This window comes from Oribacterium sp. HCP3S3_B9 (genome assembly GCF_052064255.1).
GTDB lineage: Bacteria > Bacillota > Clostridia > Lachnospirales > Lachnospiraceae > Oribacterium.
In genome coordinates this window covers 245,461-268,480 of the sequence record NZ_JBQHVY010000002.1, presented here as the reverse complement: position 1 = coordinate 268,480, position 23,020 = coordinate 245,461, and the positions used below count along the sequence as shown (strand labels likewise).

The following is a 23,020-nucleotide window of genomic DNA, read 5'->3' as shown; positions in this document are numbered from 1 at the left end:
CATCGATCGATATAGAATCTGAGAGGACAGAAAATGGAAAAGTACATCGGAAAGTCCGTTTATAAGGGAACGGCGATCGGTCCGATCAATGTTTTGAAGAAGCGTGATGGCATCGTGAAGCGCCAGCATATCGAGGATGTCGCGGCAGAGCTCGAGCGTCTCGAAGCAGCGAAGGCGCAGGCACAGACCCAGCTGGGCGCGCTCTATGAGAAGGCGCTCCAGGAGGTCGGTGAGGTAAATGCGCAGATCTTCGAGGTGCATCAGATGATGCTCGAGGATGAGGACTACCAGGATGCGATCCACTCGATGATCGAGACGGAGGAGGTCAATGCGGAGTACGCGGTGGCGGTCACTGGAGATAACTTCGCCGAGATCTTCGCGAATATGGACGATGAGTACATGCAGGCGCGTTCCGCGGATGTGAAGGATATCTCGAATCGTCTGATCCGGAACCTGAGTGGTGAGGAGGAGCTCGACTGGGCGCATATGGAACCGTCCATCATCGTGGCAGATGACCTGACACCGAGTGAAACGGTGCAGATGGATAAGCGTAAGATCCTCGCGTTCGTCACCGTCCATGGCTCGACGAACTCCCATACCGCGATCCTCGCGCGTATGATGAATATCCCGGCGCTGATCGGTGTGCCGGTGGAGCTCGACCGTCTCCACTCCGGTACGATGGGTATCGTCGATGGCAAGGATGCCGTGTTCTGCGTGGATCCGGATGAGGCAGCCATCGCTGCTGCACGCGAGATGCAGGCGAGGGCGGCAGAGCAGAAGCGGCTGCTTGCAAACTACAAGGGACGTCCTTCAGTGACGAAGAACGGCCGTAAAGTAAATGTATATGCGAACATCGGCAGTGTTTCGGATGTAGCATATGTACAGGAAAATGACGCGGAGGGAATCGGCCTTTTCCGGAGTGAGTTCCTGTATCTCGGAAAGACGGCGCTGCCGGACGAAAATGAGCAGTTTAATGCATACCGCCAGGTACTGCAGACGATGGGCGGAAAGAAGGTCATCATCCGAACGCTCGATATCGGTGCGGATAAGAATGTCGATTACCTCGGACTCGGAAAGGAAGATAACCCGGCGATGGGCTACCGTGCGATTCGTATCTGTCTGAAGCAGCCGGAGGTGTTTAAGACCCAGCTTCGTGCACTTCTTCGTGCGGCGAAGTATGGAAATCTCGCCATCATGTATCCGATGATCATCTCGACCGATGAGGTACTTCGGATCAGGGAAATCGTCGCGGAGGTGGCCGCGGAGCTCGAGCGGGAGCAAATCCCGTATGCGATTCCGGAGCAGGGGATCATGATCGAGACCCCGGCAGCGGTGATGATGAGTGCAGAGCTTGCAGAGCTCGTCGACTTCTTCAGTATCGGCACCAACGACCTCACGCAGTATACACTTGCGATCGATCGCCAGAATGAGAAGCTGGACGATTTCTATAATCCACATCATGAGGCGGTTCTTCGGATGATTCAGATGACCATCGACGGCGCGCATAAGGCAGGCAAGTGGGCCGGCATCTGCGGTGAGCTCGGTGCAGACACGACACTGACAGAGCGTTTCGTCGAGATGGGAATCGATGAGCTGAGCGTCGCACCATCCATGGTGCTCAGCGTGCGCAGTAAGATTTGTGAGATGGAGTAAGGGGGTAGAAATCATGAGAATTTATAGAGCGAAGGACTATCTGGACATGAGCCGTAAGGCCGCAAACATCGTTTCTGCACAGGTGATTATGAAGCCGGACTGTGTACTCGGCCTCGCGACCGGATCCACACCGATCGGCTTATACAAGCAGCTGGTGGAGTGGTATCAGAAGGGTGATCTCGATTTCTCCGAGGTTCGCACCGTGAACCTCGACGAGTATAAGGGGCTGACACGTGACAACGACCAGAGCTACTACTACTTCATGCATGAGAATCTGTTCGATCATGTGAATCTCCCGGTGGAGAGCACACATCTTCCGAACGGCATGGAGATGGATTCCGAGAAGGAGTGCAAGCGCTACTCCGCACTCATTAAGTCCATGGGCGGTATCGATCTGCAGCTCCTCGGCATCGGCCATAACGGACATATCGGTTTCAACGAGCCAGATGAGGCCTTCGATTCGGATGTGCACTGCGTGAATCTCACCGAGTCGACGATCGAAGCCAACAAGCGTTTCTTCGCTTCTGCGGACGACGTTCCGAAGCAGGCATACACGATGGGCATCAAGACCATCATGCAGGCGAAGAAGATCCTTATCGTGGCAAGCGGCGAGGACAAGGCACAGATCGTGCACGATGCGTTCTTCGGTCCGATCACACCGAAGGTTCCGGCATCTGTTTTACAGCTCCATAATGATGTAACCCTCGTTGCGGACGAGGCAGCGCTCAGCAAGGTCGAGCTGTAAAGCACAGAAGAGGGGAGCTGAAAACTATGCTTATAAAGGGTGCAAAGGTATATACAGCGGAGCATCGCTTCGAAACGAAGGATGTCGCTGTGACCGGTGGCCGATTCACTGCGCAGGGCGGAGATGAGCGGGTGGTCAATGCAGACGGCCTCTACATGATTCCGGGCCTCGTGGATATGCACTTCCACGGGTGCATGGGCGCAGATATGTGCGATGGCACGGAAGAGGCGCTGGATGTGATCACGAAGTATGAGGCTTCGATCGGTGTCACGTCCGTGTGTCCGGCGACGATGACCATCGCAAAGGATGAGCTTCTCAAGGTGATGCAGAACGCGGGCGCATATACGTATAAGCGTGGTGCGCATCTCGTCGGTATCAATATGGAGGGACCGTTTATCAGTGCCGCGAAGAAGGGGGCACAGGCTGCGGAGAATATCCTTCGCTGTGACGTGGAGCTCTTCCGACAGTTGCAGAGTGCGGCGAAGGGGCTTATCAAGCTCGTAGATATCGCACCGGAGGAGCCGGGCGCGCTCGACTTCATCGATCAGGTGAAGGGTGAGGTGGTGGTTTCCATCGCGCATACCATGGCTGATTATGAAGCGGCGAAAACCGCCATCGCGCATGGTGCGTCGCATGTAACGCATCTTTACAATGCGATGCCGCCACTCAACCACCGGAATCCGGGCGTGATCGGTGCCGCACGGGATGCGGAGAACGTCCATCCTGAGCTGATCTGTGATGGCGTACATATTCATCCGTCTGTGATCCGTGCAACCTTCGCGATGTTCGGTGCGAAGCGGATGATCCTCATCAGTGACAGCATGCGGGCGACGGGCCTCGAGGATGGTGAGTATACCCTCGGTGGGCAGCCAGTCACCGTGCGGGGCAATCGTGCGACACTGCATGATGGCACGATCGCAGGCTCCGCGACGAATCTGATGGATTGTGTCCGTTTCTGTGTGAAGACCGTCGGCCTTCCGCTGGAGGATGCCATCATGTGCGCAACGGAGAATCCGGCCAGAGAGATCGGTATATACGGTGAGGTCGGAAGCATTGAAACAGGAAAGAAGGCGGACTTCGTGCTGCTGGATAAGGATTTAAATCTTGTAAGTGTCTATATCGACGGAGAGGAGATTTGACAGATGTTCGGACTTTTTAAGAGTAAGGAAAAGGGAAGCATCCTCCACTCACCGTGTAATGGAAAGGTGGTTCCGATCACAGAGGTACCGGATCCGACCTTTGCAGAGAAGATACTCGGTGATGGATTTGCGGTGATTCCGGCAGAGGGTAAGGTATATGCACCGGCCGATGGCGAGATCACCATGGTGTTTGACACACTGCATGCGGTGACGATGACCACGACACAGGGCGTCGAGGTCCTGATTCATATCGGACTCGACACGGTAAACCTGAAGGGCGAGCCGTTCACTGCGCATGTGAAGGCCGGGGATAAGGTGAAGCAGGGAGATCTTCTGATGGATGTGGATCTCGGGAAGATTCAGGCGGCCGGCTTAAACATCATCACACCGGTGCTGATCTGCAATACCGATGATTATAAGGAAATCAGCCTGCAGAAGCAGGGCGAGGTCACACTCGCGGACAGCGTGCTGAAGATTTCCTGATAAGTGTTTAATTTCGAACCTGATTGGAGTAATCCAATTTAGTATATTTTTCTTAAGGAGGGGAAATATGAAGTTTCTTCAAAAGTTGGGTAAAGCGTTAATGCTCCCAGTAGCTGTGCTGCCGATCTGTGGTATCCTGATGGGTATCGGATACCTGCTCTGTCCTGCAACCATGCAGGGTGGTGATATCCAGGGTGCAGCCAACCTGATCGGTCTGTTCCTCGTAAAGGCAGGTGGTGCCTTGATCGATAACATGGCGATCCTTTTCGCAATCGGCGTCGGCGTCGGTATGTCTGATAAGAATGACGGTACCGGCGGAATCGCTGCGCTTGCTTCCTGGCTCATGCTCACCACACTCCTTTCTACAGGATTTGTGACGACCCTGATGCCGTCGATCGCAGAGAGCGAAGTCAAGACCATCGCGTTCAACAAGATTGCAAACCCGTTCATCGGTATCCTCGCCGGTGTGATCGGTTCTACCTGCTACAACAAGTTCAAGGGCACGAAGCTTCCGGACTGGCTCGCTTTCTTCAGTGGTAAGCGTTGCGTAGCGATCGTTGCAGGTGTGGTTTCCATCATCGTATCCGCCGTTCTTCTGTTCGTATGGCCGCTGTTCTTCGGTTTACTCGTAAGCATCGGTGATGCGATTGCGAAGATGGGTGTTGTAGGTGCAGGTATCTATGCATTCCTGAACCGTCTCCTCATCCCGACCGGATTACACCATGCGCTCAACAACGTATTTTGGTTTGATACGATCGGTCTCGGTGATCTTTCTCACTTCTGGGCTGGTGAGACATCTGCAGATGTTTCCTGGAGCCTTGGTATGTACATGTCCGGATTCTTCCCATGTATGATGTTCGGTATTCCGGGTGCTGCACTTGCGATGGTACAGTGCGCGAAGCCTGAGAAGAAGGCTGCCACCATCGGTATCTTACTTTCTGCCGCTGTATGTTCCTTCATCTGTGGCGTTACCGAGCCGTTCGAGTTTGCATTCATGTTCCTCGCACCGGGTCTCTACCTGATCTACGCTGCACTGTATGGCGTATTCACGATCGTTACCGTAGCCCTCGGCTTCCGTGCTGGTTTCTCATTCTCAGCAGGTGCGATGGATCTCCTCTTCTCCGCTTCCCTTCCGGCAGCTGCGAAGACATGGCTGATCATCCCGCTGGGCATCGCTGCATTCCTTGTTTTCTACTTCGTATTCCTGTTTGCGATCAAGAAGTTTGATATCAAGACTCCGGGTCGTGAGGATGATGATGTAGAGGCTGAGAAGAACGTTCAGCTCGCTAGTGATGACTTCACTGCGATTGCAAAGCAGATCCTCGCAGGCTGCGGCGGCAAGGAGAACATCGCAAGCATCGACAACTGTGTCACCAGACTGAGACTTGAGGTGAAGGATATGACCCAGGTTGACGACAAGGCCATCAAGGCTGCAGGCGTTGCCGGTGTCATCAAGCCTGGTAAGACCTCAGTTCAGGTGATCGTCGGCACGAAGGTTCAGTTCGTAGCAGATGCGTTCTCTGAGCTTTGCAAGTAAGCTGAGAACAGGATGAAGTGTTTCGGGATACACCGAAAATCCCACTTTTATGAAAAGCGAAGGGACTGCCGCACGTTATGTGCGGCAGTTTTTCTATGTCCAGTAGGAAGGCCCTCCGGCCTTCCTCGCTGCAGACAATCTGAACGTTCAGGTGCTGCCCGGACTAAAAACACTAAAAAAAGAGGAAAGGCTCGGAAAACAGGAGAGGTTTATGGTAGTATAGGGGGCATGAATGTAATCGATGAAATCAAGAAGGAATTTGAGATTCCGGGGGCGTTCGAGAGCTGGGCGGTGTACCGGGAAGAGGTCACGGATCTTATTCTGGCCAGTGCATCACCGCCAGATTTGATGCAGGAGGCTTCGCTGCAGGCCTCGATTCAGGACGTGGAGCGTTCACGGCGGCCAATGCCTACATCGGACACGAAGGCGACAGGCTCTATCGCGCTGTTCGGGATCGGGCCGGCGAATGACATCGACCTCCGGCGTTTGAGTGAGCGCTTCGAGCGGATCATGCTGATCGATCTGGATCGTGAGAGTATGGAGAGAGGAATCGCGCGTTATGGGCTGCAGCATTGTCCGAAGGTGGCGCTGTGGGATACTTCCCTTTCTGGGGTGACGATGGAGGATGTGGCGGCGTTTTTCGAGACGCTGTATGATCAGGTGGTGCGAAGCGGTCGAGCGCTTACGGAGGCGGCGTTTATGGAGATGTCGCAGGCGGTGCTGGAGCAGATCCGGCGGAAGGTGTTTGCGACTCGGGAGGTGCTGCGGGCGAGGCTTCCGAAGGAGCACTACGATATGGTCGTCAGTGTGGGACTGCACAGTCAGTTCTGGAGTATCCTGAGCTACAGCTGGCTGACGCTCGCGGGGAATGTAGAGGAGCAGATCCTCGGGCATGCGATGAACCATGATCCGTTTTTCGAGGCGCTGCGGGCGATCGACGATCAGTTTATCCCGGTGCTGAACGAGGTGATGCTGTCGATGGGCGACCGGGTGATCATCGCGGTCGAGGAGGATGAGGCGCATCCGGTCGAGGGCGCGTTTCAGTCGATGCAGGATATACGGCAGCGCTATCCCGATGTGCAGGAGAAACGGCTGCACTGGCCATTCCGGCCGGAGGAAGGGAAGAGCTACGAGATGCTTTTTCAGATCATCGGACAGACAGAGGTCGAGCACTGAAGTACCGAACCCGGTGCCGCGGCCAGTGCATGGATGCACTGGGAAATGATCTGAATGATGATTAGATAGGAAGGAAATCCGGAGGCCGAAAACAGGCCGCCAAAGAAAGAAAGGAAATTCGGAGGCTTTATGCAGGCATCCGATGGGGAGAAATATGCAGGAAACAGTAAATAAGAAGAGAAATATCATCGTGATCGCAGTCATCGCGGCGATCATCGTCATCAGCTTCGTCGCGATGCTCGTGATTCGAAAGACCAGTGGTCCGCGGCTCGATGTCGTGGTGCAGTACGGCGATCAGGAGATCCTGCGTGTGCCGCTCTCGAAGGATGCGATGTATAAGATCGAGGATGGGCGGGCCATCGAGGTGCCGAAGGATACGACACTTGCGTCACTTGGTGAGGAGGCGTATCCATCGCAGCATGATGTGAATCTGCTGGAAATCAAGGATGGTGAGGTATGGGTGCCGGAATCGAACTGCTCGAACCAGGTATGTGTATCGATCGGAAAGCTCAGTGGTTCGGACTACGATTTCCCGATCACCTGCCTGCCGCACGGGATCATCGTCGTGATTGAATAGGGCACCGATGGCCGGAAACAGAAGCGGAGTATGGATTCTGTTTCCGGCTTTTCTGCATCTTTTCTATACAACATGTTGTATGGTTGTATCCGATATGATAAAATATTATCGGTTTTTGTAGTACGTGAAAGAAGGAGGGACTATGAAAAAAATCGTAAGTGGTGCGATGGCGCTTTGCCTCGTCGCATCGATGACGGCATGCTCAACCGGAAAGCCTGCAGAGACGACAGCGGCTGCTACGGAAGCTGCGAAGCAGTATGTGGCAGGCACCTACTCGGCATCCGAGGAGGGCTTCGCCGGTAAGGTGACGGTCACCATCACGACCAGTGAGTCGGAGATCACGGATGTAAAGGTCGAGGGACCGAATGAGACCCCGGACAAGGGTGGCGCTGCGATGGAAAAGCTGCAGGGCGAGCTTCTGAAGGCGCAGTCCGCAGAGGTGGACGCGGTCAGTGGTTCGACCGTGACCAGTGACGCCGTAAAGAAGGCGATGGCCGCTGCCATCGAGAAGGCGAAGAGTGGTGATGCGTCCACCGGCTCTGATGAAGCGCTTGCATTCACCGCAGGTACCTATACAGGAACCGGTGTGGGCTATAACGGCCCGACGACCGTTGAGGTTACCTTCGATGACAGTAAGATCACGGATATCAAGATCGTGGATACGAAGGAGACCGCTCATGTAGGTGATACCGCGTTCGAGGTACTCATCCCGCAGATGATCGAGGCAAACGGTACCGGCGTCGATGCCGTGTCCGGTGCGACCTTCTCCTCGAAGGCACTGAAGACCGCAGTCAATGATGCTGCAGAGCAGGCTGGTGCGACAAACCTCGATGCGTTTAAGGCAAACACCCTCGAGGTAAAGGCGCAGGATCCGATCGAGGATACCTGGGATGTGGTTGTTGTCGGTGGCGGCGGAGCCGGTATGGCGGCAGCTGCACAGGCCGCACAGAACGGCGAGAGCGTACTCGTGATCGAGAAGAACGTCGAGGTCGGTGGTAATACCCTCGTATCCGGCGGTCAGTACCAGTCCGTGATGCCGTATCTCGTATGGGATCCAGAGAATCCGGATGCGACGACCGGTATCGGCTTCGATGGAAATGAGTACAACAAGGTGAAGTCCGTACAGGGCTGTATCGATGAGCTGAAGACCATCTACAACTGGTCCGAGGAGCCATTCGATGAGGATTACTACGATACACACGAGTATGTAGCCGGTGATATCGAGGAGCTTTCGAAGCACGGTGTCGTTGCTGAGTATCTCCCGACTCTCCAGGCGCTCAAGAAGGAAATCAAGGCATACCTCGACTGGGCACAGCCGAAGCTCGACGCCGGCACACCGGAGTCCGATCTCACCCTGTTCTCAACGGTAAACCTTCACATCTTCCAGAGCTACTATGGCGGTCTTCGTCAGAGCGCGGATAAGTCCAGCTGGATCTGGGGCGATGTCGATCTCGTTTCCCAGTTCATCAAGGATGGTCAGGATCTGAAGCCATGGCTCGAGTCGATGGGTTCGACCTTCGTCGAAGATACACAGCCGACCCTGATCGGTGCCCTCTGGTACAGAGAGAACCAGTTTATCGGTGCCAATGTTGATACCGATGGTGATGGACAGACCGAGGAGTATGATGGCAGATGGGGCACCTACTTCGTAGCTCCGATGACCTCCTTCCTGAACGCAAACGAGCACAACCAGATCATGACACGTACCACCGCCGAGGAGCTGATCCAGGAGGATGGCCGTGTAACGGGTGTGAAGGCGACGATGTATGATGGTACACCGGTCACTGCACATGCGAAGAAGGGTGTCGTTCTCGCAACCGGTGGTTATGCAGCGAACATCGCAAAGGTCGTAGAGACCAACGAGTACTGGGATCCGGAGTATCTCAATGATAAGACCGAGACCACAAACCGCAGCTCGCTGCAGGGCGACGGTATCACGATGGCCGAGGCTGTCGGCGCCGCAACGACCGGTATGGGCTATACACAGCTGATGCCGATCTCCTGGGTAGACAACGGTGACCTCGCATTCGGCGGCGGTGACTATGCTGTTTACATCAACCCGACGACGGGCAAGCGTTTCGTAGATGAGACCTCTGAGCGTGATGTTCTGTCTCTCGGCGAGTTCAGAAACGGTATCGAGTGGAACGGCCATAAGGGCGTCTTCATCGAGATCGCCAATGCAGCTACCCCGATTCCTGGACCATATCCGTACAAGGATGAGGATGTCGAGGGGCGTCAGTATGTCAGAACCATCGGCGAGATCGCAGATGTGCTGAAGGCAGAGGGCTTCGACACGGATGTCGAGACCATCAAGGCGACCATCGAGGATTACGATCAGGCGATCATCAATGGCACACAGCCACAGGATGTCAGCAAGAAGCAGTTCTCTGCACTGATCGGCGACTGCGAGAAGAACGAGGACGGCTCCTACAAGGCCGACACCTATAACCTCGACGATGCAAAGCTTCGTATCCGCTTCCTCGCTCCGTCGACCCACCATACGATGGGCGGTATCCACGTAGACGTGAAGCGTCACGTACTCGATGCAGACGAGAAGCCGATCGCGGGTCTCTATGCAGCCGGTGAGGTGACTGGTGGTATCCACGGTGGTAACCGTCTCGGCGGTAACGCGATCACGGAGATCTTCGTTTCCGGTCGTACCGCAGCAAACGCTATCAGCGAGGATAACTAATCTGCTGAATGCAGGAAACGATTCTGCGGATCGTCCACGGGGATGGATGGCAGAATAAACAGAAACAGAATATGAAACGATTCAGCCTGCGGTCCTCCGGGCAGCTGGCTGAACAGCTACAAAATACCATGCATGGGCCGCTCCGAAAGGGGCGGCCTTCTTGATTATTCCGCGTATCCATACTATGATGAAGGCTACATTTGTTTTTCGGTAACAGTTCAGCGCTGCCGCCCCTCCGGGCCTCCTGCTTGAACGGTTACATTATTTGAGGTGAGTAGATGAAATGTCCGAAATGTGGTGCTGAGATATCAGATTATGAAAGTCACTGTCCAGCGTGTGGCACGCCGATCGTGAAGATCCGACCGAAGCGTGTCTGCACGAATTGCGGCGCAGAGGTGCCGGATGATGCGACGGTATGTCCTGGCTGTGGCCGGCCTGTGAAGCGTCGTGAACACCAGCAGCCGCACGGTGCCAATGCAGGCGGCGCGAACGCAGGTGGCGCTGCAGCGATGCATGGCAGCGGCTTTATGGCGCGCATCCGTCAGAGCTGGGTGCGTGATAAGTACGCATGGCTGCAGGCGGTGCTCCCGATCGTACTCGCCTTTCTGTATCATATCAATCTGCTGCAGGATAAGATGTCGTTCAATCTGATGAATACCGCACTGATCTTCGAGGGCCTGATTTTCTTCTTCGGCTATCTCGATGTGAAGGAGATCAGCCAGCGCCCGGAGATGTATGGTGGCGTCGCGTTCAGCAGCCGCTACATGTACCTGAGCTATTTCCTGCCGGTCATGAGCTTTTTCGAGCGACGGCAGCTCCCGGGTATGAAGCGAAACGCGCTCTACCCAATCGTCCACGCCGTGCTCCTCGCGATTTTCGCCATCCTGATGCTCTTTACCTCGGATGAGGTGATGCTCCTCGAGGTCGGCGGCGCACTGTGAGACAAATGACGATTACACGAAACAGGAGGAAGCGTGAGCGAGAACAGAAAGCCGATCATCGAACCTGAATTTTATAAGGATTTCCACTGTATCGGTGGGCAATGCTCTTTCACCTGCTGCAAGGAGTGGAAGATTGCGGTTGACCAGGAGACGAAGAAGCGCTGGCGGAAGCTGAGCGTGCCGGAGACGGTGCTGGAAAGCGGTCGTGTGCCGAAGCATGCATGCCGATCAAGCTTAGATAAGGCGCAGTTAAGCCAGTTCGTGATGAAGAAGGATGGCGGTGAGATCATCGAGCTTCTCCCGAATATGCGCTGTCCGTTCCTGGAGGATACGGAGCTCTGTCGTCTGGTGCTCGACTATGGAGAGGAGTGCCTCTCCGAAACCTGTCATGTATTTCCGAGGGAAACGCATGAATTCGCAGATCGGACGGAGCGCACACTCGTCAGCTGCTGTCCGGAAATCGTCGATCGTCTGTATGCATTAAAGGAACTGCACTTCACGAAGCTCCCATATCAGGACCGGGCGTTTCTGCTGGAAGGAAAAGATAAACTGTTTCAAATCCGGAACATCATGATGTACTGGCTACAGGATGCCTCGGTTTCGAACGAAGTGAATCTAAAACGTTGTTTGTTCATGCTCCTCGATCTTCTTGAGAAAGAGCAGAAGATGAGGGCGATCGATCCTGGCGAGTGCCTGAAAGAGGCCGATGTAGAGAAGCTGACGGAGATGATTCTCGCGATGCCAAAGGATGCACAGGCGTCGATCGAGGAGCAGAATGCGCTGTTCCTGGATATCACGGAGAACTACCGGAAGGAAGGGCGCTATCAGGGACTGCTGAATCCACTCTATGCGATGGCAGAGCAGCTGAGTCATGAATTTCAGGAAGCGGAGCCTGCGCGGATGGATGAGATCTGCGCATTGCATGCGGAGGTCGTGGTTTCCTATACGTCACTTCTCCGGAATTACCTCGTGGCGGAAGCATTCGCCACTCTGCTGATCCCGGGATGCACGCTGCGGGACATGGTGCTGCAGCTCGAGTGGATGATCATGGAGTATGTGCTGATCGTGCACGCCATGGTGTTGCAGCGCCTGAGCGAAGACGCACCGCTCGCCTATCCGAAGGCGCGGGAGCTGCTTATCCTGATTGCGCGGATGACCGGCTATGACGGCGATGAGATCGAGGAGTATCTCTGCGACAGCTTCGAGAATCCGGTCTGGCCGTGGGGCTATGCGGACTACCTGCTTGCATAGCATATGATTTGAATGCGACTGTACGTGAATAAGCGCATACCGTTGACATCTTAGATCAGGATCGATTCTCGAGAATCGATGGATAAACAATAAAATAAAAATACAAAACAAAGGAGTTTTGACTATGAAGAAGATTGCGATTATCGGTTGTGGTTTCCTCGGAAACATCATCGCAGACGCGATGAAGAAGGGGCTGCTCACGGACTATACGCTGGCGGGTGCGATGAGCCACCAGAAGGCATCGGCCGAGAAGCTCTGTGAGGGTCTCGGTGGTGAGGCGGTGGAGAGCCTCGACGAGCTGCTGGCACTGAAGCCGGATATGGTCATCGAGACCGCGTCGGTGGCGATGGTCCGTGAGGCCTGCATCCCGACCCTCGAGCACGGGGCAGACTTCATCCCGCTTTCCATCGGTGCATTTGCGGATGCTGCGTTCTATCAGAAGGCACAGGAGGCTGCACGTGCGCATGGCGTACACATCTTCATCCCGCACGGTGCGGTCGGTGGCTTCGATGTGCTCCAGACCATCGCGCTGATGGCCGAGGCCGGTGACATGGAGATCAAGGCCGGCATCGAGACCCGCAAGGGACCGAAGTCCCTCCGGAACACCCCGGTGTATAAGGAGGAGATGGCCGGCACCGAGGAGGTCGAGGCGTTCTACGGCACCTGTCAGGATGCGATCGCGCTGCTTCCAACGAAGGTCAATGTCGCCGTCGCGCAGTCCCTCGCGACCATCGGACCGGAGAAGGCGACCGCACGGATCACCTCCGTACCGGAATTCATCGGTGATGACCATAAGATTACCGTGGAGACCGAGGGGCTGAAGGCCATCGTGGATATCTATTCCAGCACCTCTGCCATCGCCGGCTGGTCCATCGTGGCGCTGCTGCGCAACCTCAGCAGTCCGGTTTCGTTTTTCTGATCGCGGAGGTCCAGCGTGCGCGCCCGGAACATTGTCCTGCAGGACATGTACCGGGGACGTCGGATGATGCGGTATCGTGATTTGATCGAAGGCCATCGCGCTTTCATTAGGGAGTAAGCTATGAAGAAATTTAGAAAACTTGTATCGATCGATAAGGTGGCGCTGACGGAGACGGGCATCCGGGAGCTGCAGAACTACGCTGAAAGCATCGAACTCGCCCAGGATATTCCGGAGAATGATGAGGAGATCGTCGCGCGGATCGGGGGTGCAGATGCGGTGCTTCTGTCTGCGAATTCACGGCTCGAAGCCGATGTCATGACGCAGGCACCGAACCTTCGCTATGTCGGTATGTGCTGCAGTCTCTACAGTGAGGAGAGTGCCAATGTTGACATCCCATATGCACGTGCGCATGGCATCGAGGTGAAGGGCATCCGTGACTACGGTGATCACGGCGTCGTAGAGTATGTGATCTACCAGCTCGTAAAGCTCCTTCACGGCTATGAAGGCAGAATGTGGAAGTCTGCACCGATGGAAATCACAGGCTTGAAGGTAGGCTTCGTCGGTCTCGGAACCTCCGGTGGTATGACCGCAGATGCCCTTCAGTTCCTGGGTGCGGATATCTCGTATTTCGCACGTACAGAAAAGCCGGAGCGGACGGCGCAGGGGTTCCGCTTTAAGGATCTGAAGACCCTGCTTTCCGAGTCCGATGTCATCATCACCGCACTCAATAAGAACGTCATCCTGCTCCATGAGGAAGAGTTCGAGGCACTCGGTAAGGGGAAGATCATGTTCAACACCTCGATCGGACCGGCGGCCGATATGGAGCCGCTCCGGAAGTGGATCGAGGATCCGGAGAACATCTTCTGCTGTGACACGAAGGGCGCGATCGGCGAGATCGCAGATGAGGTCATGGACTATCCGAACGTGTACTGCATGAATGCCAGTGCCGGCATGACCTGCCAGGCCTATGAGCTTCTGAGCCGGAAGGTGCTGGATAACATCCGGAGCGTGCTGGAGGTGTGACGCATTCGCTGACGGGAGGCCAAGGGGTCTGACCCCCGCGGGCATTTTGCCATCACCTTAAGAATTTCGGAAGGGGGTCAGACCCCATTAATTTTCGGCTTTTTCTCTGTCAGGCTTCGTGAATCGCGCGATTCAGAGTGTTCAGAACCTTTTTCTTATCGGCGGACCAGAGCGGTGCGAGGAGCAGTCGCTTTGGTCCGTCGCCGGTTATGCGGTGAATCACGGTGTCGGGTGGCAGGAGCCGGAGGCACTTCACGACCAGTGCACAGTATTCGTCCAGTGAGAGCGTTCGGAAGGGCTCCGCTTCATACATGCGGCCGAGCTCTGTGCCGCGGAGGACGTGAAGGAGCTGAAGCTTGATGCCGTCGAGATGCGGATTCAGTGCGCTGAGATAACGGATGGTCGCGAGCATGTCGTCGTCGGTTTCCCATGGGAAGCCGAGGATGACATGGACGATGACGGTGAAGCCAGCGGCCTTCAGGCGGCGATAGGCAGCGTCGAACACGGCGAGCGGATAGCCGCGGTGGATGCGTTCCGCCGTCGCTTCATGGATCGACTGGAGTCCGAGCTCGATCCAGATGTCCTTTCCGGATTCGTCGCGAAGTCGCTGCAGCATCGCGAGCATCTCGTCCGGGAGACAGTCGGGACGGGTGCCGAGGGAGATGGCGACGATTTCCGGCTGTGCGAGGGCTTCCCGATAGAGCGCTTCGAGGCGCTCGACCGGTCCGTAGGTGTTCGTATAGGACTGGAAGTACGCGATGTACTTCTGCTCCTCCGCCGCGCGGTTCTTCGGGAGCTTCGCCTCGACACGTGCCTTCGCGAGTCGGAGCTGCTCCTTCAGCGGAAGCAGCGGTGCCGCGAAATCGCCGGACCCACCCTCCGAGCAGAATATACAGCCGCCATAGGAGAGCGTGCCGTCCCGATTCGGGCAGGAGCAGCCGGATTGAAGCGAAAGCTTATAGACCTTTGTGCCATATTTTCCTTTTAGATATTCGGATAAAGTGATGATTTTCATAGGCGTAGTATAGCACAGCATCGCCAACCGTGGCAGACGGAAACCCCGAGGGTAAAACCTCGGGGTTTTCTCATGTGAAAAAACGTTGTAATATATATGCTGAAAATCCAAATGATGAGGAGAATGAATATGAAGATCACGATGCTTGGTACGGGCAATGCGCTCGTGTCGGAGGTTTACAATACCTGTTATGTCCTGACGGATGAGGAGAAGCAGGGAACGGAGAAGTACTTCATGGTGGACGCCGGTGGCGGCGGACAGATCGTGCATCAGCTGAAGTATGCGGGCTTCAACTGGATGGATATGCGGGAAATCTTCCTGACACATAAGCATATCGATCACTTCACCGGTATGATCTGGATGGTGCGTCTCATCACGCAGAACATGAAGTCCGGGAAGTACGAGGGGGAGGCCAATATCTATGGCCACAAGGAAGTCATCGAGCTGCTTGATGATATCTCCCGGAAGCTGCTGCAGCCTGGTCAGGTGAAGTTCATCGGTGACCGCCTGCATCTGATTCCGGTCGAGGATGGCGAGACCCGTGTGATCAATGGGCATAAGGTGACCTTCTTCGATATCGGTTCTACGAAGGCGAAGCAGTTCGGCTATCTCTATGAGATGAGCGATGGTCGGAAGATCTGCTGCTGTGGTGATGAGCCGTATAACGCTGAGTTCGAGGAGAAGTATGCGAAGGGGGCAGACTGGCTGCTCCATGAGGCGTTCTGCCTCTATGAGGAGCGGGACAGCTTCCATCCGTATGAGAAGCATCACTCGACGGTCAAGGATGCGGCGGAGCTCGCGCAGAGTCTCCAGGTGCCGAATCTACTTCTCTATCATACGGAGGATAAGAACATCGCGCGCCGGAAGGAGCTCTATACGGCAGAGGCGCAGGCGTCGTATACCGGCCACGTCGTGGTACCGGAGGATCTCGAGACCATCGAGCTGTAGAGTTTATGGGGTCTGACCCCATAAACTTCAGTTTAGAATCTGTTTAGAAAAATTTAATGGGGTCAGACCCCATGATCGGCGCTAAAAGGGGGAGAGTTATGGGAACAAATTACGTAGCGTACTGGAAGACGCTGCCATATAAGCTGCTGGTGGGGCTCAAGTGGATCGGTTTCGGTGTGCTGACCGGCATCCTCGTCGGGGGTGTGTCGGCGCTGTTCGCGAAGGCCATCGTGCTGGTGACGGGCTTCCGTCTGGCGCATACCTGGATCGTGTTTCTGCTGCCGCTTGCGGGTCTGTTCATCGTCTGGTTCTATCATCGGCTCGGAGCGCGGAAGCCGCGGGGGACGAACCTCGTGCTGGAGGCCATCCGCGAGAGTGAGCGTGTGCCGGTGAAGATGGCACCGCTCATCATCGTGTCGACGGTGCTGACGCATCTCTTCGGTGGTTCGGCTGGACGAGAGGGCGCGGCGCTGCAGGTCGGCGGTTCACTCGGGCATGGGCTGGGACAGCTGCTGCACTTCCGGAAGGAGGAGCGTCGCCGGACCATCATGTGCGGCATGAGTGCGGCCTTCTCGGCGCTGTTCGGAACGCCGCTGGCCGCGACGGTGCTCTCGATGGAGATCAGTACCGTCGGCGTCATGTATTACTCCTCGCTCGTACCATGCGCGGTATCTGCATTGACCGCACACTTCGTGGCGCAGGTGATCAACCCGGGAAGCGAGGCGATGCTGCTCTCGGCGGTACCGGCCTTCCATGTGCGCGACGCCGTCTGCACTGGTCTGTTTGCGTGGGCGTGTGCGCTGGTGTCGATCCTCTTTGCAACGTCGATGCACAGCAGTAAGAAGCTGCTGCAGAAGTACTTCCCGAATGACTACATCCGCGTGGCGGTGTCCGGCGTAATCATCGTCGTGCTGACACTGCTCGTGGGCGACCAGACCTATAACGGTACCGGCTCGAATATCATCGCGAGCTGCATCGAAAATCCGACGTTCAAGCTGGCGTTCTATGCCTTCTTGCTGAAGATTCTGTTCACCTCGGTGACCCTCGGCGGTGGCTTCCAGGGCGGTGAGATCGTGCCGTCGCTCTTCATCGGTGCGACCTTCGGACATGTGGTCGGCAGTTTTACCGGCATGAACCCGGCGCTCTGCTCCGCGATCGGCATGGCCTGCGTCTTCTGCGGCGTGACGAACTGTCCGCTCGCCTCGCTGCTCATCGCGTTTGAGATGTTCGGCTTCGACGCGTCGTCGTACTTCATCCTTGCGATCGCGATCACTTATCTGTTCTCCGGTAACTACGGTATCTACGGCGCGCAGAAAATCCGCTTCAGCAAGTGGGATCCGGCGGAGATCGACGCGAATACACACTGAGTCCATCCGAAAGTTTATGGGGTCTGCCCCCATAAACTTCAGTTTAGAATCTGTTTAGAAAAATTTAATGGGGTCTGACCCCATTACTGAATAAATTAGACATATTTAATAAATAAAGTTGCATTTTACACATTTCACACATATAATTTAAAAAATTTGGTTTTGTGTTCATGTGTACTAATGACAAATTTGGAGCAGCTATTCATTTAACCAAATGAATAGCTGTTTTTTTATGCATAAGAACCGAACAGGAAGGAAAGGATAGAAATGTCGGATGTTTCTGTCGTGCGTACAGAAAAAAAGTACAGTATATCACGGTGCCAGCAGAGCAGGCTGCTGCAGCGGCTGGAAACGGTTATGCGCGTCGATCAGTACAGCAGCATCAGCGGATATATGGTGCGTTCTTTGTATTTTGACAGCATGTATGACAATGACTATTTTGACAAGATCAGCGGACTCGAGATGCGAAAGAAGGTGCGGCTACGTATCTATTCACCGGAGCAGACGAGCGTGAAGCTCGAGCTGAAGCAGAAGCAGGGCGCTGCGCAGAAGAAAATCAGTCTGACGATCTCGAGAGCGCTGGCGGAGGAAATGATACGTGGGCAGTATGCAGGGCTGCTGGAGCTGAACTCTGATCTGGGATGGATGTTTTATCAGATACTGGAAACCGGTCTGTACCGTCCGAAATGTATCATCGAGTATCACAGAATCGCCTTTGCAGAGGAGTGCAATAATACACGGATTACGCTTGATTCAGAGATTGGGATGAGTGCGTTCGTCGATCGGTTTTTCGATGCACAGTCGAATCTGATACCGGTACGAAGCGAACCGGTGTTAGAGGTGAAATACAACGGTTTTTTACTGAGTCCGATCAAGCAGGCACTGGATCTCGCAGATGTGCCTGAAGTTGCGGTCAGTAAATATGCCATGTGCCGGCAGGCCCTGGGAATGTAAATATAATTTCGGAGGAAGCTATGAAAAATTTTATTATGCAGTATTCACATGAGGTCGTTCAGGAGCTCACCATAGAGCAGATCGTATTAAATATGGTGGTTGCGCTGGTGCTCGGACTGGTCATCTATCTGTCGTACCGCTTTTCGCATTCCGGCGCGGTATACAGTGCCAGATTTAACGGATCACTCCTGATGATGACGCTGATCACGACGATGATTATGAATGTGATCGGTAATAACATCGCGTTATCGCTCGGAATGGTAGGTGCGCTTTCAATCGTACGATTCCGAACGGCCATCAAAGATCCTAGGGATACCACGTATATTTTCTGGTGCATCGCTGTCGGCATCTGCTGTGGCGTATCGTATTATGCGCTGGCCTCGATCAGTACAGGCATGATTTTCCTGGTCATGCTTGTGATCGGAAGTATCAAGGCCAATGATCGATACCTGCTGATCATCCATGCAAACAGAGAAGAGTGCGCAAAGGAAATCGAGGAAACCGTGTTGCTGCAGTACAGGGGGCAGGCGGTTTTACGTGTCGCAAATCGTACATCCGGGCAGCTCGAGTATATCTATGAACTGACAACGCGAATGATGGAAGAAAAGAAGCAGAGTGATACGAATCCTGTGGAGCTCTTAAGAAAGATCGATGGCGTATATCGCGTGAACCTGGTGTGCCAGAATGAGGAGATGAGCAGATAATGAAAGGGCGCTTTCGGAAAATAAGTTTTTGTCTTGCAGTAGGATTACTGCTGGGCGGAATTGTACTGGGAGCATATAAAGATGAAGGATACCATTTTCCTGAAGTAAAACCATCTTCATGTGAGGAAACGACCGATTTGAGCGAAAAATCGATCGTTGCAGATGAAACGTTCGTTCGAAAAAAACATGGAAGAACGAATTTTCGTGAAAAGAGAATATGGATAGATGAATCGTTTGTCAGTAATTTACCTTTGGTTGTGATCCATACGAATGAGGGAGAAAGACCTCCAGCTCATATCGTATGGAACACGGAAGAAAAACTATACTTGCCAAACGAAAATGAAGATATTTATCTCGATGGAGAACTGTTCATATATAACAGCACAAACGGAGCAAATAGACTAAGTGACGCGCCATCAGTGGAATCGGCGATCCGATTGAGGCAAAGGGGAAATTCTTCAGTCGATTATGATAAAGCGCAATATCTTATTAAACTTGTAGGCGAGGATGGAAAAGCGAATCGACAGAACTTGCTGCAGATGGGAACAGATAATGAATGGGTTTTGAATGTCTCTTTCATTGATAAGTCCCTTTTACGTAATTATTTGGCATACGCTACAGCAAGGGAAATTATGCCATATGTGCCAGATTGTCAGTACTGTGAAGTCATCTGGTATGATGGGCAGAACTATCAATATGAAGGCGTTTATTTATTGATGGAAAAAATAAAGGTCGGAAAAGAACGGGTCGATTTACCTCGGTTTGTGGAAAATAGTGAACACCTTCCATTTTTGCTCCGGCGAGATCGATGGGAGCCAGACCGACTGCTCCTCAATAATTATGCACGGAGAGAAAATCTGTTGGAAGGAGTTCTACGTGTCGAATGGCCATCTGCAAACAAATTGTCAGAGCAGTCTATCCAACGGATCACAAATCAAATTGATGAATTTGAGAAAGCGTTGTTCGCTGAAGACTACGAGACCTTTCTTCAGTACCGCGATATGATCGACATCGATTCGTTTGTTGATTATCTGATTTTAAATGAGTTTTTGATAAATTATGATGCAGGATTCCATTCCACATATATGTACTCCAGTTATAATGGGAAATTGACGATGGGACCGGTGTGGGACTTTGATGGCGCAATGGATAATTACTATCGTGCAACCGCTGAGTTAGACACCGTCGCTTTTTTTCAGTCGCCTTGGTTTAAGCAGATATTGCGTGATCCGGAGTTTACAGAGCGCGTGGTGGAGCGTTACGAAGAATTACGAAAAACTATTTTGTCGGATGAATCCATCGGAACGTTTCTTGATGAGACGGTGGCATATCTGGGCCCCGCAATCGAGCGCGACTGGGCGAGATGGGGGTATTTTTATAAAGACGGTGATTATTTGACCTCGGATTCTTCGGAGCAAACTGATCGTAATACGAAAAGTCATGCCGAAGAAGTAGAGAGAATAAAAAAAGTTCTTTCTGAACATGGAAAATGGTTAGATAAGCATATGGATACTTTGTATCAATTCGTTGATCCAAATGCAGACGCTTATCAAGAAGTAGAAGCTGATCAAAAAGATTATGGTTCTGCCCTTGCCGTTGTGTTCGTAGCGGTTTTTCTGATTTCGGTCAAGCTGGTACTGAAGTATGAAAGCGAATAATGGAGGTGTTTAAATGAAGCGCAAAAAACTATGGTTTTGGCTCATGACAGTTACATCTGTTATTTATATTTTGTGGAGACTCTTCTTCACGCTGCCGCTCCATGCCGGGATCGTATCACTGATCGCCGGAATCGCGCTGTTTTCGGCCGAGTTTATCAGTATGCTTGAAGCGGTGATTCACTATATCTGCATGAGCAAGGATCACGCGCCGGAGTTTCCGGTGATCGAGGAGGCGGATTATCCGCATGTGGATGTCCTGATCGCTACCCACAGTGAAGATGCCGATTTGCTGTTTAAAACGCTAAATGGCTGCAAGCATATGGAGTATCCAGATCCAGCCAAGGTGCATATTTATCTGTGTGATGACAATGATCGACCGGAGATGGCGAAGCTGGCGCAGGACATGGGCGTCGGATATTTCGGTTTATCCGATAACAAGCTGGCGAAGGCGGGCAACCTGAATCATGCGCTTTCCAAAACGGATTCGCCGCTCGTCGTGACCTTCGATGCGGATATGATTCCGAGAAGTAATTTCCTGCTGGAGACGGTACCGTACTTCTCTTTGCCGGAAATGATCCTCGACCATGGAGAATGGAGAAAACGGACAGAGGATGAAATCGATCCCGATTATAAAATCGGCTTTATCCAGACACCGCAGAGCTTCTATAACCCGGATCTGTTCCAGTTTAACTTCTATGCGGAGAATAATATCCCGAATGAACAGGATTACTTCTTTAAGGAAGTAAACCTCGGAAGAAACAGCAGTAATTCTGCGATCTATGCAGGATCTAATACAGTGATCTCCCGGCAGGCACTGGAAGACGTCGGCGGTATCCGTACAAAGACGATTACGGAAGATTTTGCGACCGGCATCGATATTCAGGCAGAAGGATATACCTGCTTCGCGATCGATAAGGTGCTGGCCTCCGGGCTGGCTCCTGATGATTTCCCAAATCTGCTGAAACAGCGTCAGCGTTGGGGACGTGGCTGTGTACAGACGATCCGAAGCCTGAAGTTTCTGTTTGGCGAGCTGCCGCTTCTGTCGAAGCTAAGCTACCTTTCCTGCCTGCTGTACTGGTGGACGTTCCTGCGAAGAATCGTCTATATTCTCTCGCCGATCCTCTTTACGGTATTTGGCGTACTGGTCGTAAAAACAGATATCTGGGGGATCGTACTGATCTGGCTGCCATCCTATCTGATTTATAATCATTCGCTACGTTTACTGTCCGGTAAGGTACGAGATCAGAAATGGAGCAACATCGTCGATACCATACTGTGTCCGTATATGATCATTCCGATCTTGGCGGAGACCCTGGGCATCCGTATGCGTACTTTTTCGGTTACAAGTAAGACAAAATCCGTATCCAGAAGTGCGAAAATCATCTATGCCATTCCGCACATGATTCTACTGGCTGCGTCCCTCGTCGGCATTTACTTCAGTGTGAAATTCATGCTGCTGTACAAGAGCATACTTGGACTGGTGGTGCTGTTCTGGCTATGTATGAATTCATACTTCCTGATCATGGCGATCTTTTTCCTTTTGGGAAGAATCAACTACAGACATTCAGAACGCTTCCGCGTGGAGATACCGATCATGTTTTCGGTCGGTACACGCGAGGTCAATGCTGCCACCTGTGACCTCTCTGAACATGGCTTATCGTTTATCACGGATTTCCCGGAATTTCTATACGGTACGGTAGCGTTTGAATTACAGGACCGACAGTGGCGTGCACGCGTGCCGGGTGAGATCGTCCATGTCGCAAGGGTGGGAGATCGATGGCGGTACAGTGTGAAGCTGGCCGATTTATCGCTTGAAGAAAAGCAGAATTACGATCAGATCGTATTTGACCGTGTCCCAACATTGGCGACAGAAATCAAAACCAACGCAGCGAAGGATCTGCAGGTCTTTTTCAAGAGAAAGACGGCAAGCGCTGTACTATCTCAAAGAAAGCTGCCGAGAATCGTGCTGGATGCTTCCCTGCAGACAGAGAGTGGAAAGCCGATTCATGTTTCTAATTATAATTACCAGTATATGCTTTTGACGGGAGAGGTTCCGGATTCGGAGTTCGATCTCAGGATGGGCAGCATCACCCTGCACTTGAAAAAGACGCCAGAGGCCCTGGGTGGAAAAGAGAAGCTGTTTGAAATCGAAAACTGGGAGCATGTCTCTGCATCTTCCGAGCTTCACGAAGCACTCGTTGCGTTGATTTCAACGAAACAGATCGCAGAATAAGAGTT

General features: G+C 53.2%; 19 protein-coding genes. 18 read left to right on the top strand and 1 reads right to left on the bottom strand.

All coding sequences use genetic code 11. From position 1 onward, the window contains the following. Positions 1–33: 33 nt before the first annotated feature. The 12 genes from ptsP to ACTNC3_RS02520 all read left to right on the top strand — a co-directional run bounded on the left by ptsP (position 34) and on the right by ACTNC3_RS02520 (position 14,136). Positions 34–1,653 carry a phosphoenolpyruvate--protein phosphotransferase gene (gene ptsP, locus ACTNC3_RS02575; protein WP_441226362.1) on the top strand — a complete coding sequence of 540 codons (1,620 nt, stop codon included), beginning with the start codon at positions 34–36 and terminating at the stop codon, positions 1,651–1,653. Positions 1,654–1,666: 13 nt separating this feature from the next. Beyond that, positions 1,667–2,398 carry a glucosamine-6-phosphate deaminase gene (gene nagB, locus ACTNC3_RS02570; protein ID WP_410043434.1) on the top strand — a complete coding sequence of 244 codons (732 nt, stop codon included), beginning with the start codon at positions 1,667–1,669 and terminating at the stop codon, positions 2,396–2,398. Between the two features lie 26 nt (positions 2,399–2,424). Continuing rightward, positions 2,425–3,537, top strand: coding sequence for an N-acetylglucosamine-6-phosphate deacetylase (gene nagA / locus ACTNC3_RS02565; RefSeq protein WP_441226361.1), 1,113 nt, complete (start codon positions 2,425–2,427; stop codon positions 3,535–3,537). Positions 3,538–3,540: 3 nt separating this feature from the next. After that, the gene (locus ACTNC3_RS02560; protein WP_410043436.1) at positions 3,541–4,020 is read left to right on the top strand and encodes a PTS sugar transporter subunit IIA; all 480 of its coding nucleotides are present in this window, start codon (positions 3,541–3,543) and stop codon (positions 4,018–4,020) included. 67 nt (positions 4,021–4,087) lie between these two features. Further along, a complete protein-coding gene (locus ACTNC3_RS02555; protein ID WP_441226360.1) occupies positions 4,088–5,557 on the top strand; it encodes a PTS transporter subunit EIIC in 1,470 nt (489 codons plus the stop codon). Positions 5,558–5,785: 228 nt separating this feature from the next. After that, on the top strand, positions 5,786–6,733 hold the full coding sequence (locus ACTNC3_RS02550) for a hypothetical protein (protein ID WP_441226359.1): 948 nt from the start codon (positions 5,786–5,788) through the stop codon (positions 6,731–6,733). Positions 6,734–6,887: 154 nt separating this feature from the next. Next, entirely contained in the window at positions 6,888–7,310 is a 423-nt protein-coding gene (locus ACTNC3_RS02545) for a NusG domain II-containing protein (protein WP_441226358.1), read from the top strand. Positions 7,311–7,452: 142 nt separating this feature from the next. Next, positions 7,453–10,002 carry an FAD-dependent oxidoreductase gene (locus ACTNC3_RS02540; protein ID WP_441226357.1) on the top strand — a complete coding sequence of 850 codons (2,550 nt, stop codon included), beginning with the start codon at positions 7,453–7,455 and terminating at the stop codon, positions 10,000–10,002. A gap of 278 nt (positions 10,003–10,280) precedes the next feature. Then, on the top strand, positions 10,281–10,943 hold the full coding sequence (locus ACTNC3_RS02535) for a zinc ribbon domain-containing protein (protein ID WP_441226356.1): 663 nt from the start codon (positions 10,281–10,283) through the stop codon (positions 10,941–10,943). A 33-nt stretch (positions 10,944–10,976) separates the two neighbouring features. Beyond that, on the top strand, positions 10,977–12,194 hold the full coding sequence (gene fliB, locus ACTNC3_RS02530) for a flagellin lysine-N-methylase (protein ID WP_441226355.1): 1,218 nt from the start codon (positions 10,977–10,979) through the stop codon (positions 12,192–12,194). Between the two features lie 124 nt (positions 12,195–12,318). Beyond that, on the top strand, positions 12,319–13,113 hold the full coding sequence (locus ACTNC3_RS02525; protein WP_441226354.1) for an aspartate dehydrogenase domain-containing protein: 795 nt from the start codon (positions 12,319–12,321) through the stop codon (positions 13,111–13,113). A gap of 120 nt (positions 13,114–13,233) precedes the next feature. Then, on the top strand, positions 13,234–14,136 hold the full coding sequence (locus tag ACTNC3_RS02520) for an NAD(P)-dependent oxidoreductase (RefSeq protein ID WP_441226353.1): 903 nt from the start codon (positions 13,234–13,236) through the stop codon (positions 14,134–14,136). A 109-nt stretch (positions 14,137–14,245) separates the two neighbouring features. On the opposite strand, the gene ACTNC3_RS02515 is transcribed toward ACTNC3_RS02520, so the two are convergent. Beyond that, positions 14,246–15,151 carry a TIGR01212 family radical SAM protein gene (locus ACTNC3_RS02515; protein ID WP_441226352.1) on the bottom strand — a complete coding sequence of 302 codons (906 nt, stop codon included), beginning with the start codon at positions 15,149–15,151 and terminating at the stop codon, positions 14,246–14,248. A gap of 129 nt (positions 15,152–15,280) precedes the next feature. On the opposite strand from ACTNC3_RS02515, the gene ACTNC3_RS02510 reads away from it, so the two are divergent. The 6 genes from ACTNC3_RS02510 to ACTNC3_RS02485 all read left to right on the top strand — a co-directional run bounded on the left by ACTNC3_RS02510 (position 15,281) and on the right by ACTNC3_RS02485 (position 23,015). Then, entirely contained in the window at positions 15,281–16,099 is an 819-nt protein-coding gene (locus tag ACTNC3_RS02510) for an MBL fold metallo-hydrolase (protein ID WP_441226351.1), read from the top strand. 98 nt (positions 16,100–16,197) lie between these two features. Continuing rightward, the gene (locus ACTNC3_RS02505) at positions 16,198–17,466 is read left to right on the top strand and encodes a chloride channel protein (protein ID WP_441226350.1); all 1,269 of its coding nucleotides are present in this window, start codon (positions 16,198–16,200) and stop codon (positions 17,464–17,466) included. Between the two features lie 267 nt (positions 17,467–17,733). Then, positions 17,734–18,420, top strand: coding sequence for a polyphosphate polymerase domain-containing protein (locus tag ACTNC3_RS02500; RefSeq protein WP_441226349.1), 687 nt, complete (start codon positions 17,734–17,736; stop codon positions 18,418–18,420). 20 nt (positions 18,421–18,440) lie between these two features. Next, on the top strand, positions 18,441–19,124 hold the full coding sequence (locus ACTNC3_RS02495) for a DUF4956 domain-containing protein (RefSeq protein ID WP_410043449.1): 684 nt from the start codon (positions 18,441–18,443) through the stop codon (positions 19,122–19,124). Next, positions 19,124–20,782, top strand: a complete 1,659-nt coding sequence (locus tag ACTNC3_RS02490; protein ID WP_441226348.1) for a CotH kinase family protein — start codon at positions 19,124–19,126, stop codon at positions 20,780–20,782. Before ACTNC3_RS02495 ends, ACTNC3_RS02490 begins: the two co-directional genes overlap by 1 nt. Positions 20,783–20,795: 13 nt before the next feature. Further along, positions 20,796–23,015 (top strand): glycosyltransferase family 2 protein, encoded by a 2,220-nt coding sequence (locus ACTNC3_RS02485; protein ID WP_441226347.1) that lies wholly within the window; start codon positions 20,796–20,798, stop codon positions 23,013–23,015. The last annotated feature ends 5 nt before the right edge of the window (positions 23,016–23,020 follow it).